Origin of the sequence: Biomaibacter acetigenes, from assembly GCF_003691585.1 — a bacterium.
Classification (GTDB): domain Bacteria; phylum Bacillota; class Thermosediminibacteria; order Thermosediminibacterales; family Tepidanaerobacteraceae; genus Biomaibacter; species Biomaibacter acetigenes.
Genome location: NZ_CP033169.1, coordinates 916826 through 932067 on the forward strand (window position 1 = coordinate 916826; position 15242 = coordinate 932067).

Annotated in this window: 14 protein-coding genes, 1 pseudogene and 1 riboswitch; of the genes and pseudogenes, 14 read left to right on the top strand and 1 reads right to left on the bottom strand. The window is 44.5% G+C overall.

What is annotated here, in order from left to right; genetic code table 11:
- Positions 1-226: 226 nt before the first annotated feature.
- A complete protein-coding gene (gene yfcE, locus D2962_RS04445) occupies positions 227-775 on the bottom strand; it encodes a phosphodiesterase (protein WP_120766535.1) in 549 nt (182 codons plus the stop codon).
- 292 nt (positions 776-1067) lie between these two features.
- On the opposite strand from yfcE, the gene D2962_RS04450 reads away from it, so the two are divergent.
- The 14 genes and pseudogenes from D2962_RS04450 to D2962_RS04515 all read left to right on the top strand — a co-directional run bounded on the left by D2962_RS04450 (position 1068) and on the right by D2962_RS04515 (position 15191).
- Positions 1068-1370 (top strand): hypothetical protein, encoded by a 303-nt coding sequence (locus tag D2962_RS04450; RefSeq protein WP_122014251.1) that lies wholly within the window; start codon positions 1068-1070, stop codon positions 1368-1370.
- 46 nt (positions 1371-1416) lie between these two features.
- Positions 1417-1947 carry an O-acetyl-ADP-ribose deacetylase gene (locus D2962_RS04455; RefSeq protein ID WP_120766533.1) on the top strand — a complete coding sequence of 177 codons (531 nt, stop codon included), beginning with the start codon at positions 1417-1419 and terminating at the stop codon, positions 1945-1947.
- A 233-nt stretch (positions 1948-2180) separates the two neighbouring features.
- A complete protein-coding gene (locus tag D2962_RS04460) occupies positions 2181-2975 on the top strand; it encodes a DUF6544 family protein (protein WP_122014252.1) in 795 nt (264 codons plus the stop codon).
- Positions 2965-3171: a TetR/AcrR family transcriptional regulator gene (locus tag D2962_RS04465; protein WP_120766531.1), complete on the top strand. Its 207-nt coding sequence runs from the start codon at positions 2965-2967 to the stop codon at positions 3169-3171. The genes D2962_RS04460 and D2962_RS04465 overlap by 11 nt, the downstream gene beginning before the upstream one ends.
- Before the next feature lie 162 nt (positions 3172-3333).
- Complete coding sequence (locus D2962_RS04470) at positions 3334-4038, top strand: ABC transporter ATP-binding protein (RefSeq protein WP_122014253.1); 705 nt, start codon at positions 3334-3336, stop codon at positions 4036-4038.
- On the top strand, positions 4035-6398 hold the full coding sequence (locus tag D2962_RS04475) for an ABC transporter permease (RefSeq protein WP_222927681.1): 2364 nt from the start codon (positions 4035-4037) through the stop codon (positions 6396-6398). Before D2962_RS04470 ends, D2962_RS04475 begins: the two co-directional genes overlap by 4 nt.
- 19 nt (positions 6399-6417) lie before the next feature.
- A complete protein-coding gene (locus D2962_RS04480) occupies positions 6418-7716 on the top strand; it encodes an efflux RND transporter periplasmic adaptor subunit (protein ID WP_122014254.1) in 1299 nt (432 codons plus the stop codon).
- Positions 7717-7818: 102 nt separating this feature from the next.
- Positions 7819-7929, top strand: a riboswitch (molybdenum cofactor riboswitch).
- Between the two features lie 117 nt (positions 7930-8046).
- Positions 8047-8526, top strand: coding sequence for a 4Fe-4S dicluster domain-containing protein (locus D2962_RS04485; RefSeq protein WP_122014255.1), 480 nt, complete (start codon positions 8047-8049; stop codon positions 8524-8526).
- A pseudogene (locus D2962_RS04490) lies at positions 8526-10328 on the top strand (aldehyde ferredoxin oxidoreductase family protein). Before D2962_RS04485 ends, D2962_RS04490 begins: the two are co-directional and overlap by 1 nt.
- 111 nt (positions 10329-10439) lie before the next feature.
- Complete coding sequence (locus tag D2962_RS04495) at positions 10440-10709, top strand: MoaD/ThiS family protein (RefSeq protein ID WP_122014256.1); 270 nt, start codon at positions 10440-10442, stop codon at positions 10707-10709.
- A gap of 4 nt (positions 10710-10713) precedes the next feature.
- The gene (locus D2962_RS04500; protein ID WP_122014257.1) at positions 10714-11187 is read left to right on the top strand and encodes an NADH-quinone oxidoreductase subunit NuoE family protein; all 474 of its coding nucleotides are present in this window, start codon (positions 10714-10716) and stop codon (positions 11185-11187) included.
- Positions 11188-11289: 102 nt separating this feature from the next.
- Entirely contained in the window at positions 11290-13191 is a 1902-nt protein-coding gene (locus D2962_RS04505) for an NADH-quinone oxidoreductase subunit NuoF (protein ID WP_122014258.1), read from the top strand.
- A gap of 44 nt (positions 13192-13235) precedes the next feature.
- Positions 13236-13985: a 2Fe-2S iron-sulfur cluster-binding protein gene (locus D2962_RS04510; RefSeq protein WP_122014259.1), complete on the top strand. Its 750-nt coding sequence runs from the start codon at positions 13236-13238 to the stop codon at positions 13983-13985.
- A 174-nt stretch (positions 13986-14159) separates the two neighbouring features.
- Entirely contained in the window at positions 14160-15191 is a 1032-nt protein-coding gene (locus D2962_RS04515) for a TIM barrel protein (RefSeq protein ID WP_122014260.1), read from the top strand.
- Positions 15192-15242 lie beyond the last annotated feature (51 nt).

Genomic DNA, 15242 nt, shown 5'->3' on the forward strand with positions numbered 1-15242 from the left:
ATATATTATACTATCAAAATCTTTATATTATGGCAAGAGGGTGTATATAAATTAAAAATCAATAAGCACTAATTAAAATGTTCTTTAAAAGTAATGAGTTGCTAGGAGAAAATCGATTTATCCTGCCGAGGGATCGGCCATGCAAAATGTATTGACGAAACTTTGATTTCCAGATGAAATTCGTCTCTTTTGATTGGAAATGTTGGAGAAGACGACAGAATCAATATCAGACAAGTAAAGATGTCTCGATGACGTTTTTGTTTTCAATATTTATTAATTTTATTTCTCTTTCATCCATTACCGCCGCCGAGGGAATACCATCCTTGGGAAGGGCGCAGGAACCAGGGTTCACCATGATTATGCCGTTCTTTTTCTCAAGGCGCTTTACATGGGTATGGCCTGTCACAAGGATATTTATCCCCCACTTTGCCGAAAGGCCTAAAAGTTCCTCTTCACTTTTTTCATGGCCGTGATTTACCAGCACCCTAAACTTATTCGTGCAAAACAGCGCATAGGGGGACTGGATGGGCACACAAATCAACACCTGGTCTATGGGGGCATCGCAGTTTCCGGCAGCGGCTATGAAGGGGACTTCCAACCGATTTATGGCTTCGGCCAGCTCCCGGGGGTTATAACCATCCGGCAGGGGATTCCTTGGGCCATGATATAACACATCTCCTGCGTGCAATATGAAGTCACATGGGCCGAACGCATCCAGCACCTTTTGAAATGCAGTCAGACTTCCATGGGTATCACTCATTATGCCGATCTTCATAAGAGACCTCCTATATAGCATATGCTAAAGACAATATACCATCCCATTCTTAAAAATACAAGATACCGAAGAAAAAGAATAATTCAAGCCTTACCTTTTCAGGCTATAAAAAGGAAGCAAATGAACCGTCACTGAAGATCTTGTCGGCCATGGCAAGATTAAAAATATGGCGGATGCGATTGCTCTTTCCTCACAAAAGAAATAATACCCGCAAGGGAAAAATTGTTTTTTATTGCTAATCATGGTACAATATACCATAGAACCACAAAGATATATACGCATCTAAAAAATATTGTTCAGAAGTTTTGAGGCCTGTCGGGAATTTGCCAGGGCCGGTAAGCCTGTTGGAGAAGCTGTTGAGCTAATAAATGAATTGTCTGCGGAATTTAAGATTTTTGTTCTGACATCGGATACCTATGGCACTGCCGGCCAGCTGAAAACGCAATTGAGAGCGGAAATACACATAATTCAGGATGCCGAAGAAAAAAAAGGGATTCGTCGGCAATCTCAAGTCCGATATTGTGGTCGAAACATCAGAGAAGCTCTAGAACTTTTCAAATATCCGGAGAGATTGAAAGCTACGTTAAGACGGTAAAAATCATACCTATTATAATAAGGGAAAGCCGGAAAGGAGAAGGGATATGTCTTTTGTATCAGATGACAGGATAAAGCTTATAAAGGGTGATATTACCAAGGTTAAAGTTGATGCCATCGTCAATGCGGCAAATAGTAGTCTTCTGGGCGGCGGTGGTGTAGATGGTGCCATTCATCGGGCAGGCGGTCCGGAAATTCTGGAGGAGTGCAGGAAAATACGAAGTAAGCAGGGAGGCTGCAAAACAGGTGAAGCCGTGATTACAACGGCAGGCAAGTTGCAAGCCAGGTACGTCATACATACGGTCGGGCCTGTATGGAATGGAGGGAGAAGCAATGAGGAATATCTTTTAAGAAGTTGTTACCGGAAAAGTTTAGAGCTTGCTGTTAAAAACGATGTAAAGAGCATCGCTTTTCCCAACATCAGCACAGGTGTATACCGATTTCCCAAAGAGTTAGCTGCTAAAATTGCTATTGACGAGGTTTCTAACTTTCTAAAGGAAAATAACAGTATTGAACAAGTCATATTTGTTTGCTTTGATAATGAAAACTATGAGATATATTCTAAATTATTGAAGTAGTTCAAGTTACATTAATTTTAAAAAGGAAGGTGTGAACATGAGAAGAGAATACGGCCCAGGAAGAATTGAATAGTTCTTTTCCTCAGGAGCTGTTATCCTGTGCCGTTACAAAGGAATGCTTCGGGGGAGAATTTATATTTAGTAAGATGAATTTTTTGGATATTATAATTTTTTGTACATTAATTGTTATATACGGCATTGCTGTAATCTTATTGTCTGGAGGGAACACGTCTATGAGAAAAATGTTTTTATCTGAAGTGCAGACCGAACTTGATAAATCCAAAGTGACAAATGAAGTATTTACCGAAGAAGACATATCAAATCTTCCTGAACCGGTCCAACGATATTTTAGGTATTGTGGTTATATCGGCAAAGAAAAAATGACGAATGCTAAATTTGTATGGGATGATGTCAATTTCAAAATGAGTCCCGATAAACCATGGTTTAAAATAAAATACGAGCAGTATAATTTTGTTTCCGAACCGTCGAGATTCGCATATATTTATTCAAAAATGTTCGGCGTAATACCCTTTGAAGGCAGAGATAAGTTTCTAGACGGAAAGGGTAATATGATAGGCCGACTTGCTAAAATAAAAACCGTATTTGATGTAACAGGGGCTGAAATGGACGTGTCTGCTGCCGTAACGTACTTGTCCGAATCTTTGATAGTGCCTGCCTGTGCTCTGCAGAAATATATAAGATGGGAGGCCATAGACCAAAATCATGCTAAAGCAAGTATTGAATACATTGGAACAAAAGCAGAGGGCATATTTACCTTTAACGACAAGGGTGAGTTCACCAAGTTTGAGACTGATGAGCGATACATGGATATCGGCAACGGTAAAACCGAAAAACACAGGTGGACAGCAGTGGTAGACAGTTATATTGAAAAGAACGATATAAAAATACCGTCTAAAATGAGGGCAATCTGGAACTTGCCTGAAGGAGACTATGAATATTTCAACGGTAGTATAACCGATATTATGTATAATAACAAATTAAAAATAAAACACCAGAATAGGGTTTAACGATCAAGGTTTTCGAAGGGTCGGTATCGAAGTGTCCGTAAATGATATCGTAAAAGTGGTGGGTATTACCAAAGGAGGCTTTTATCATTATTTTAACAGTAAGGATGAATTGTTTTCCCATGTGGTAGAAGATTTTATCAATAGATATTTACAGATGTTCCTGGCATTTTATAGGGATGATACATTTATATATTGATGAGGAGAGGTTGGAAAGAAACGTAAAAACATTTATGGATAATTTCTGGCGGGGGATTCAAGCCGGGGAGGCTTTGACAAAATGAGTCACTGGAACGTTTGATGAGTATAAAGGTCAGTAAAGATAGAATTGGTCCGATATGAAATGGAGAGGAGGAGAGCCATGGATATTATCTTAAAAGCCCGGAAGCTCACCAAGTTTTATCAGATGGGGGAAGTGAGGGTGGAAGCATTGAAAGGGGTAGATTTCGATATCTATGCCGGAGAATTTGTGGTGGTGCTGGGGCCCAGTGGTTCCGGCAAAAGCACCATGTTAAACCTCATTGGCGGTATGGATACGGCAAGTTCCGGGGAGATTTATTTTAAGGATAGGCCCCTCCACGGCGCTCCGGAAAAAGTTCTGACAGAGTACAGGAGAAATGCGGTAGGTTTTGTATTTCAGTTCTACAACCTTATGCCAAATTTGACCGCCTATGAAAATGTAATGCTTTCGGTGGAGATTGCAAAAAATCCTTTGAAAGCTGAAGATGTCCTGGAACAGGTAGGCCTTGCCGACAGAACGGACCGCTTTCCTGCACAGATGTCCGGGGGTGAGCAGCAGAGGGTAGCCATTGCCAGGGCCGTGGCCAAAAATCCTGAGATACTTCTGTGCGACGAACCCACCGGAGCGTTGGATTCTTCTACGGGAATACAGGTACTTAAGGTGCTGAGAGATTTTAACCGGAGGTATAAAAAGACGGTAATCATCATAACCCATAACGCAGCCATCGCTCAAATGGCAGACAGGGTATTTTATCTAAGGGATGGTAGAGTAAACCGCATCGAAAAGGTAGCTAATCCCGTGGCACCTGAGGAGGTGTCGTGGTGATACTTAGAAGAAAAATGTGGCGAGATATAGGTGAAAATAAAACGGCATATATCGCCTGTGCCATCGTGATGATCATAGGACTTATGACGTACACTTCCATGCAGATGGTTAAAGATAACCTTTTTATTGCAAGAGACAGGTTTTATGAGGATTATCACCTGGCGGACGGTTTTGCAAAGGTGAAGTTAATGCCCTATTCTCAAGTAAAAAGATTGGAAGGTATCCGGGGTATAGACCTGGCCCAGGGACGGTTGGTCAGGGATGTGCGGGTCCTTAATCTGGATAAAAACAAGAACATATATTTAAGGTTGATATCCATGGATAAGCCGAAGCCATATCCTTTAAATGAAATAAAATTATTGGAAGGTTCCTTCCCAGAGGCAAAAGGCAGGGAAGTGCTCCTGGCCGAAAAGTTCTTTAAAGCTCATAAACTTTCTATAGGTAGTCCTATCCAAGTTCTTATAGAAGGTAAAAAAATTGATTTTAAGGTCGCAGGTGCCGGGCAAAGCCCTGAATTTGTCTATGCCATGAGGGATGGACAAAATATTCTCCCCGATCCCGGGGCCTTTGAAGTGGCATATATGCCTTACGATGTAATGGAAAGCCTTTTTAAACAGAAAGGAATGATAAATGACATATCCTTTACATTGGAACCGGGGTACAAGTTTGAAGATGTTGAACAAGCACTGAAGATGGAGCTTAAAAAGTATGGCCTCGAAAGCCTGGTCTCCAGAAAAAACCAGGCCAGCAATGCCATGCTTTCCGAAGAGTTAAAACAGTTAGAAAAAACGTCCCGGAGTGTGCCCATATTGTTCCTGACCATTGCGGCCATTATTTTATACATCATGCTCAAAAGATTGGTGGAATCCCAAAGGATACAAATAGGCATTCTGAGGGCTTTTGGTTACAGACCCGGCGAAATTCTTGCTCATTATCTTTCCTACGGTTTAATGCTGGGTCTGGCGGGAGGCATACTGGGCGGATTATTGGGTACCGCTCTTTCGGTTTCAATGACAGGGTTATATCAAAACTATTACAGTTTGCCTGATCTTACCGGCAGGTTCTCTCCAAGATATTTTTTGTCCGGTATATTATTGTCGGTAGGCTTTAGCTTAATAGCGGCTTATCAGGGAGTAAGGGGGGTACAGAAACTACAGCCTGCAGATGCTATGCACCCCTCGATACCCGTGTTCAAAAAGAAATCCCGGTTAGAACAAATACCGGGATTCTGGGCGGCTTTTACGGTTCAGGGGCGCATGGCCATAAGAAACATGTTGAGAAACAAAGGCCGTAGTTTTTTTACTTTTATAGGAATTGTATTTACCTTCAGTATTATGGCGTCTTTGTTGTCCATGTACAGTCTCATGGATATTATGATCCTGGATCAGTTCACCAAAGTTCAAAAATATGATATAAAAACTACTTTTACGAGGCCTCTGCCTTTAAATGAAGTAATAAGGGAGTTAGAGGGCAAAAAAGGAATTAAACGTATAGAACCTGTAATTGAAGTCCCTGTGACCCTACAAAAACAATACCGCAAAACAGATGTGATAGCCCAGGGGTTGATGAGGTATTCGGAACTTTATACCCCCCTGGATAAACAGGGAAACAGGATACAGATACCTGAAGATGGAATGCTGTTATCGGAACAGGTGGCAGGCAAGCTGAAAGCCGGAGTAGGTGACAGATTGCAGGTGGAAAGTATATGGGCCAGGGAATCGCCTGTCTATGTAAATGTAGCGGGAATCATACCACAGTATCTTGGCTCTAATGTATATATGAGCAATGAAGCACTTTTTGAATTGCTGCATCAAGGTGAAATGGCCACTTCGGCGCTGGTTTCCATAGATAAAGAACAGATACCGGCATTTAAAGAAAGATACAATACATCAAAATATGTAGGCAACCTGGAGGAAAGACAGCAAACCATTGATCTGTATAAAAAACTTATGGGTTCATCCAGGTTTATGATATGGGTCATGGCATTTATGGCAATAATCACTGGTTTTGCCATAGTCTACAATTCCAGCATTATAACACTTTCGGAGAGGAAAAGGGAGCTGGCTTCTCTGCGGGTCCTGGGGATGCGTCCCGGGGAAGTGCTGGAAGTGATCTCGGTGGAACAATGGTGTATTGGAATATTGGGCATGCTGGCCGGCATACCCCTGACCTTTGCCATAAATAAGGGAATATCCGCCAGCATGAGTAGCGACCTTTTTTTTCTTCCTGCGGTGACGGCACCTTCGGCATTGCTCCTGGCTTTGCTGGGGACGATGCTGGCTATTAGCCTTGCCCAGTTATGGGTAGCCCGCAAGGTAGCGGACCTGGACCTCGTGGAAGTATTAAAAGAAAGAGAGTAACGTGAAGGAGAAGAGAAACATGAAAAAATCTGTAAAATTGGCATCCATAATCATCATCATTGCGATAGTAACGGCATATACGGTAATAAATGCGAGAAAACCCCTTAAAGCCGATATAATCGAAGTGAAACCCCAGACAGTGTCCCAAAATATTAAAGAAGAGGGGATCGTGGAAGCGGCGCAGGACCGCCCTATTTATAGTGTTATCAGCGGAAAAATCACAAACCTTGCAGTAAAGGAAGGACAATACGTATCCCGGGGGGAACTGCTGGCACAAATAAATACAAAATATTTAGAATATCAACTGGCTCAATTGAAAGCCCAGCGCAAAAGCATGGAAGGGCAACAAGAAAAATCTCTCCAGGAAATTAATCAGCAGATAAATCAGCAGCAGCTGGCCATTGAAGAGATAAACCGAAAGTTGGAGAAAAGCTGGGAAAATTATGAAAAAGTCAGATCTTTATATGAAGCCGATGCGGTGTCTAAAACCGAACTTGATGATGCCGAAAGTGCGGTAAAACAGCTTGAAAACGAGCTTTCCCAGCAGAGGTCCAGGCTTGAGCTTTTGCAGGAACAGGCGACCAGTGAAATAGCCGTTGCCTCCGAAGACAACATTTCCCGGGCTAAAGTCGGAAGCTCCGCTACAAGACAGTATTTCCAGGGGCAGATCGAAGCATTGGATGCTCAAATAGAGCAATTGGAGTACCAGATCGAAAACAGCCGAATTACCGCTCCTATAGATGGAGTGGTGCTGGAGCTTGATGCAAAACCGGGAATGGTGGTTTCGCCCCAGGCACCGCTTATGAAACTCATGGCAACAAGTGGTTATGAGATAAATGCATATCTTCTTACCGAAGATGTGATTTATATCAGGGAAGGGATGAAGGTTAATCTCATTCAAAAAAGAAAGGACCAGGACTATAAATTTGGCGGGATCGTAAGATCCATTGCTCCTGCCGCAGAAGAAAAAGTGTCGGCCCTGGGGCTTGTGGAGCGCAGGGTAAAAGTTACTATCGAGCCGGAGGGAAAACTCCCCGAGCTTCGGCCGGGATATGCCCTGGACGTGGAATTTCAGGTGCTTACCCAGCAAAACAAGCTGGCGGTGCCCAAAACATGCCTTTTCCCATATGAAGACGGGGACGCCCTGTGGGTTATAAGAGACGGTAAAGCCCAGATACAAAAAGTGACAAAGGGCATGGAGACCGATGAACTGGTCGTCATCGAGCAGGGCCTAGGCCCCGGGGACAAGGTAATTAAAAACCCCCAACTCGAAGGCTTGAAGCCGGGGAAAAAAGTATGTCAGAACAAAAGACGATAAAATGGTATCAGAAAAATTTAAAGTAATATCGATATAAAAATTTAGCGACAAAGGGAATTTTATTAATATTATAGAATATATATTATTAATGTACTGTCACAAAATTTAATTATCCTCCGAGCCCATGAAACCCCTCGGGCTTTATGGGCCGAAAGGGTATGGGGAGTGATCCTCATGCCTGCCAGTGTGCAAAGGAGTTCATTTGCTTTTAGACTTATAAAAGCAGATGAACTTTTTTATTGAATGGCTGTTACATCTTTCAGGAAGGCACGGCACTGTGCACAAATGAAAGATGATAGGCAGAAATTAAAATAAAGAGGAGGCGGAGTAATGGGTAAGATCCTGACCATTTCCCCAGATAAATGTATCGGCTGCAGGAGCTGTGAACTCATATGCTCCTTCAGCAAGATCCAAGCATTTAACCCCAAAAGCGCCAGGATATCGGTGTTGGCCTTCGACGATGTGGCGGTATCGGTGCCGGTGATGTGCATGCAGTGCGACGAACCCTCCTGCATGAAGGTATGTCCCGTTTCAGCCATTGCCAAAATACCTGATGGAACAGTGCTCATCGACGACAAAAAATGCATAGGCTGCAAGATGTGTATAAGCGCATGTCCTCTGGGCAACATCAGCTACAGCTTCCAGGAGCGCAAGATCGTAAAGTGCAATCTGTGTGACGGGGAGCCCAAATGTGCGGAATTTTGCCCCTCGGGAGCCATTCAGTTCAAGGAGGCCACACCTGCTAACCTTGCCAGAAAGAAAATGATTGCCGAGAGATTCAAAGAATTATTCGGGGAGGTGACTGAATAATGTTCGGATGGACCGGAACATTGCTTAGGGTGAATCTTACCGACGGCAGCATTAAAAAGAGACTCTCAACTTGAAAGATGCATCATTATATCTTGGCGCCCGGGGCCTCGGCACCAAAATAATGATGAATGAAGTGGACCCCAAAGTAGACCCCCTGAGCCCTGACAACAAGCTCATCTTCATGACGGGTCCTTTGACGGGAACTTTTGCCACCAGCCCCGGTAGATACGTGGTGGTATCAAAAGGACCTCTAACGGGTGCTATAGGGTGCTCAAACTCCGGCGGTCACTTTGGTCCGGAACTAAAATATGCCGGTTATGACGGCATCATCTTTGAAGGCAGGGCGGAGAAGCCGGTATATCTATGGATAGAAGACGATAAAGTGGAACTTAAGAGCGCCGAACACCTCTGGGGAAAGAGCGTATTTGAGACCACGGACGAACTTTTAAAGGAAACTGCAGAGGATGCCAGGATTGCATGTATAGGGCCTGCGGGCGAGAAGCAGGTGCTCTTTGCCAGTGTAATGAACGATAAGAATAGAGCTGCCGGAAGGTCGGGCCTGGGTGCGGTAATGGGCTCCAAAAACCTGAAGGCCGTGGTAGTAAGAGGCTCAAAATCGGTGGAAGTATCCGACCCCAAAGCCTTTATTGAGGCTTGCACTGATGCCAGAAGAAAATTGAAAGCCCATCCGGTGACGGGAGCAGGCCTTCCTACCTACGGGACCGAAACTTTGATAAATGTCATCAATCAATCGGGTGCCTTACCCACCAGGAATTGGAGGGACGGCGGCGTCTTCGAGTATGCCGATGAGACCGGCGGAGAAACTTTAAGGGAAAAATATCTGGTCAGGAACAAGGGATGTTTCGGTTGCTCCATTGGCTGCGGTAGGATCACAAGAATAACCGAAGGTAAGTTCAAGAGTTTTGGAGAAGGCCCGGAATACGAGACCGGCTGGGCCTATGGAGCCGACTGCGGTGTGAGGGACCTGGCAGCCATCAGCAAAGCCAACTTCATATGCAACGAACTGGGTTTGGACCCCATTACCATGGGCTCCACTATAGCCTGTGCCATGGAACTTTTTGAAAGGGGAATCATATCCAGGGATGAAGTGGGGATGGATCTTAGATTCGGCAATGCCGACGCCATAGTGGAAATGACGAGGCTTACCGGTATGCGGGAAGGATTTGGGGATAAACTTGCCAAGGGCTCCTATAGGCTCGCGGCAAGTTATGGCCATCCGGAGCTTTCCATGTCGGTGAAAAAAGCAGGAAATGCCGGCCTACGACGGCAGGGGAGTTCAGGGGATGGGTCTTGAATATGCCACCTCCAACCGGGGCGCCTGTCATGTGAGAGGTTACATGACTTCACCTGAAGTCCTGGGCATACCCCAAAAGCTCGATCCCCTGGTGACCACAGACAAGGCCGCATGGCTCAAGACATTCCAGGACCTCACCGCCGTGGTAGATTCTACCGGTATATGCCTTTTCACCACCTTTGCCATAGGCCTTCCTGATATATCCTCCATGCTAAGGCTTGCCGTGGGGTTGGAACTTTCAGATGAAGAAATTTTAAAAGCCGGAGAAAGAATCTGGAACCTGGAAAGGTTGTTCAACATAGGTGCAGGATTTACTGCTGCCGACGATACGCTGCCGCCAAGGCTTTTAAAGGAGCCTCTGCCTTCAGGTCCTGCTAAAGGTAAAGTGGTCGAACTTGACAAGATGCTTCCGGAATATTACCAGGTGAGGGGATGGAGTGAAGAAGGCATTCCCACCGAAGAAAAGTTGTCGGAACTTTCCATATAGAAGTGTTTCACGGGGACGGTTATCTTGGTACATTATTCGAACGCTATTTTTCATTCAAGACGGAAGAACCGTCCCCCTGTCAACCTACTAAATCATACGGGAGGCAGCGACATGAAGGTAATGTTTTTCGGTTATATACGGGACATAACAGGAGCAAAAGAAACATCGATGCAGGGTCCCACAAATCTAAAACAACTATTACATAAACTCTGTGATATCTATGGTAAAAACCTTAAAAGTAGAGTCTTTGATAATGACGATATCGGCAGGGAAGTCATAATTTTAATAAATGGCCGAAACGCTGCCTTTACAGGAGGCGCTGAAACCACCCTTTCGGAAGATGACGAGATTTCCATATTTCCCGTTATGGCAGGAGGATAATCCTATGGTCTTACATGATTACACTTACACCAATACCATTTTGAAAAAATACCCTCGGGAACAACGGCACCTCTTGGCCATCCTGCAGGATATCCAGAGGCATTACAATTATCTGCCCCGAAAATCCCTGGACATGGTAAGGGATTATCTGGATATTCCCTTGAGCAAGCTTTATAGTATGGCGACCTTTTACAGGGCTTTGAGCTTAAAGCCAAAAGGGGAATATGTCATAAAAGTGTGTGATGGCACCGCATGCCACATAAAGTCATCTCAGAGTATTATAGATGAAATCAGGAAGGTTTTAAATATAGATTCCGGTGAAACCACTGGAGATGGCAAATTCTCCCTGGAAACGGTAAATTGTCTGGGTTCCTGTGCCGCATCGCCGGTGATGGTGATAAATGATAAATTTTACGGTAAAGTGATACCTTCTATGGTCGGTGGCATTCTTTCGGAATACGGCGGACCTGAAAATTAAAAAAGGACGTATTATCTGATTGCATGTATCCCGGCAAAGAACATTTTGCAATAAACAAGAGGAAGAGCCGGGATTTATTTACTTAATGCAGGAGGCGTTAGGATGAACCGGAATGTTAAAAGGACCGTGCTGATATGCTGCGGCCCCGGATGCCTGTCCAATCAAGGTATGGATGTATATGAGGAATTTAAAACAAAAATTTTAATATCCGGGCTGGATGTGGACTTGAGGAGCGCGGTTGAAACTGAAAACGCATGTGTTACCGATACCCTACACCCCGGTATAAAAACCGACCTGGAAACCATGGTCTCACCCGCCGTTAAAGCCACGGGGTGTCAGGGACTCTGCGAGATGGGCCCACTGGTGAGGATAGAGCCTGACAGTATTTTTTACACAAAGGTTAAAGTCTCGGATGTTACGGAAATAATAGAGAAAACCCTCATGGAAAACCGAGTGGTGGAAAGGCTTCTATATAAAGACCCCGTTCAGGGTCGAAAGGTGAGGGCCCGTGAAGAAGCAGAATTTTATAAAAGTCAGCTGAAGGTTGCCCTCCGGAATGTGGGGGAGATAGACCCCGAAAGCCTGGATGATTACATAGAAAGAGACGGCTACCGGGCACTGAAGATAGTTCTATCTCAGAAAACTTCAGAAGATGTTTTATCGGAGATAGAAAAGTCAGGTCTTCGAGGCCGGGGAGGAGCCGGGTTTCCTACCGGACGCAAATGGAGACAGTGCGCAAGAACGGGAAATTACCCCAAATATGTCATATGCAACGGAGATGAAGGAGACCCCGGGGCATTTATGGACAGGAGCATTATGGAAGGGGACCCTCATAGTGTCATAGAGGGCATGATAATCGGCGCCTATGCCGTAGGTTCTCATGAAGGTTTTATGTATATACGGGACGAGTATTTTCTGGCAATCCAAAACATGACAAAGGCTCTGGAACAGGCCCGCCGGGAAGGATTTCTGGGCAAAAATATATTGGGCTCCGGGTTCGATTTTGACATACAGATTGTCCGGGGCGGAGGAGCCTTTGTGTGTGGGGAATCCACCGCCCTCATGGCGTCCATTGAAGGTAAGGTAGGAGAGCCGCGGGCCAAGTATATCCGCTCCGTAGAAAAGGGACTCTGGGGAAAGCCGACGGTGCTCAACAATGTAGAAACCTGGGCCAATGTGCCGGTGATTATAAATAAAGGCGCCGACTGGTTTTGCTCCATAGGTACTGAAAGGAGCAAAGGGACCAAGGTGTTTTCACTGGTGGGCAAGGTCAGGAACACCGGACTCATCGAAGTGCCCATGGGGGTGACGCTGCGACGGATAATCTTCGACATCGGCGGTGGCATAGCCGGAGGCAGAAAATTCAAAGCGGTCCAGACCGGAGGTCCCTCGGGAGGATGCATCCCCGAAAGCCTGCTGGATTTAAAAGTAGACTTTGATACCCTGGATGAAGCCGGTTCCATGATGGGATCCGGTGGCATGATAGTCATGGATGATAGGACCTGCATGGTGGATGTGGCTCGGTATTATCTCAACTTTCTTTCGGAGGAATCCTGCGGCAAGTGCGTGCCATGCCGGGAAGGCATAAGGCGGATGCTGGAGATATTGAATGATATCTGTGAGGGCAGGGGTAGACAGGGGGATATTGAGTTGCTGGCCGAACTGGGCGAAACGGTAAGGGAAGCCTCCCTATGCGGCCTGGGCAAAACCGCCCCTAACCCGGTACTTACCACTATAAAATATTTCAAAGATGAATACCTGGCCCATATAGAAGACAAAACATGTCCTGCAGGCGTCTGTAAAAACCTGACTACCTATTATATTGATAAAACCCTGTGTAAATCCTGCGGCCTATGTAAAAAGAATTGTCCGTCGGAAGCCATTGAGGAAAAGCTGGAGGGTTATTTCATAAATCTTTTAAAATGTATCAAATGCGGAAGCTGTATGAATGCCTGCAGGTTTGGTGCCGTGAAAATCCTGGCCGGTATAATGCGCAAATTATAAAGACCTTTGCGTTGCCGACAATTTAATCCAGGAGGAAATTAATTATGGTAATCACTATAGACGGAATAAAATGCCAAGCCCATAAGGGAGAATATATCCTCGATATAGCCAAAAGAAACAACATCCATATTCCTACCCTCTGCCATTCGGATGCCCTGCCGGGCCAGGGAAACTGCAGGCTTTGCATAGTGGAGGTAATAGAAAAAGGGAGAAAAAAAGTGGTTACCTCCTGCATTTTTCCCGTAACAGGGGAAATAGAGGTGGTAACAAACTCCGAGAAAATCCGGGGTATAAGAAAGACTCTTATAAGGTTGCTTTCCGCCAGGGCTCCCAAGAATGAATATATAGATAAATTGAGGCAGGAATATAACATCCCACCGGAAACCCGCTTTAAAACGGATGACAATGAAAATTGCATCCTGTGCGGCTTGTGTGTCCGGGCCTGTGAGGAAATGGGCATATATGCCATTTCCACCGTAAATCGGGGCATCACCAAAAAAGTATCTACACCTTTTGATGAAGCTTCAGATGTTTGCATAGGGTGTGGGGTCTGTGCCTATGTGTGCCCCACTTCGGCCATAAAGGTCCTGGATGAAGGCGGAAAGCGGCATCTATGGAATAAAACCTTTGAACTAATGAAATGCGTAAAGTGCGGCGAATATATCACAACCCGGGAACACTTTGAATACATAAGAAAAAAAATAGCGGCCGAAGGGACCGAAATCATCGAGCCCCTGTGCGATAAATGCAAGAAAAAAACACTAGGAGAAAACATGGCACAAACTTATAAATAATCCTGAAAAGTAATACCATTAAAACGATAATGTAAACCCTATATTAGGGTTATTTTTTATTTAATTTTTTGCCCTAAAAATTTTTTTCTAAATAAAGCAGGATTTTTAAAAAATATATAGAATTACATTATTAAAGATTGTTGGTTGGATAAACAAACAAGAGGAGGAATTGCATTGCAAAGAGAAATTAAAAACAGTGTGGGTATTTGGGCTTTTGGTGCTAATGCTACCAGGTTTGTTCCAGGAGGCTATCACGTCGATGCCAGAGATGAATCCATGGAGGCCAAGACCGAAAGAGCGGTAAAAGGATTGGAGGATTATGTAGACGGTTACGAGTACCATTATCCGAATGAAATAAATGAGAAAAATGTTGATTCCATCACAAATATTTTGAAAAGTGCAGGAAAGGACATTTATTGTATAGCCCTTGGGCACCATGTAAATGAAAGATATGCGTTAGGTTCTTTCATAAACCCAGACCCTACTCTACGCCAGGAAGCCATAGATGTGGCAAAAGCGGGCATTGACCTGGCATCATCCCTGGGAGCTAATTTCATCATTTGGCCCGGCGGAGAAGGTTACAATTATCCGTTCCAGACAAACTATGAAGACATGTGGAACAATTTTATAAATGCCATTGCCACTTTGACAGAACATGCCAATAAAAAGAATGTAACGATTTTTCTGGAGCACAAGAACAGCGAACCTGCCATGAAGATAGCCATGAGGAACATCGGTATGGCGCTTTTTGTGATAAATAAGGTAAAAGAAAAGGGTATCGATACCACCAACCTCAAGGTCAACATGGACTGGCAGCACCTCATCATGAACGGTGAGAATCTGGCCGAGTATGCAAGGTTGCTCTTCATAGAAGGTAAGATGGGCCATCACCATGCCAACAGCGGCTGGGGCCTCTTCGATGACGACAACATGGTGGGAGCATTGTGCTTCATGCAGACACTGGAACTTGCCAAAGAACTGCAGCTCATAGGCTACGGCAAGAATGGTGAGAGAATAGGCTATGACCTGTTCCCATACACCGAAGACCAGGTGGAAGCTGTAAAGCAGAGTGTATTAAACTGGGAGTTCATATGGGAACTGGCAAAGAAAATTGATAGTGAAGAGCTTGCAAAAGCCAAGAGTAAGAAAGATGCAGTAAAGGCCTGCAGGGAAGTATTTAAGGCTATGGGAGCCAGGGGAATGTGAGAAATCAATTAGCAAAAGTGGCTCTCAATAGATCAAAACTAATAAATTAAA

What these genes read in the sequence shown, in the direction of transcription:
- D2962_RS04510 (WP_122014259.1), top strand. Translation starts at nt 13,236, where the DNA reads ATGGTAATCACTATAGACGGAATAAAATGCCAAGCCCATAAGGGAGAA.
- D2962_RS04455 (WP_120766533.1), top strand. Translation starts at nt 1,417, where the DNA reads ATGTCTTTTGTATCAGATGACAGGATAAAGCTTATAAAGGGTGATATT.
- D2962_RS04495 (WP_122014256.1), top strand. Translation starts at nt 10,440, where the DNA reads ATGAAGGTAATGTTTTTCGGTTATATACGGGACATAACAGGAGCAAAA.
- D2962_RS04485 (WP_122014255.1), top strand. Translation starts at nt 8,047, where the DNA reads ATGGGTAAGATCCTGACCATTTCCCCAGATAAATGTATCGGCTGCAGG.
- D2962_RS04470 (WP_122014253.1), top strand. Translation starts at nt 3,334, where the DNA reads ATGGATATTATCTTAAAAGCCCGGAAGCTCACCAAGTTTTATCAGATG.
- yfcE (WP_120766535.1), bottom strand. Translation starts at nt 775, where the DNA reads ATGAAGATCGGCATAATGAGTGATACCCATGGAAGTCTGACTGCATTT.
- D2962_RS04500 (WP_122014257.1), top strand. Translation starts at nt 10,714, where the DNA reads ATGGTCTTACATGATTACACTTACACCAATACCATTTTGAAAAAATAC.
- D2962_RS04480 (WP_122014254.1), top strand. Translation starts at nt 6,418, where the DNA reads ATGAAAAAATCTGTAAAATTGGCATCCATAATCATCATCATTGCGATA.
- D2962_RS04505 (WP_122014258.1), top strand. Translation starts at nt 11,290, where the DNA reads ATGAACCGGAATGTTAAAAGGACCGTGCTGATATGCTGCGGCCCCGGA.
- D2962_RS04460 (WP_122014252.1), top strand. Translation starts at nt 2,181, where the DNA reads ATGAGAAAAATGTTTTTATCTGAAGTGCAGACCGAACTTGATAAATCC.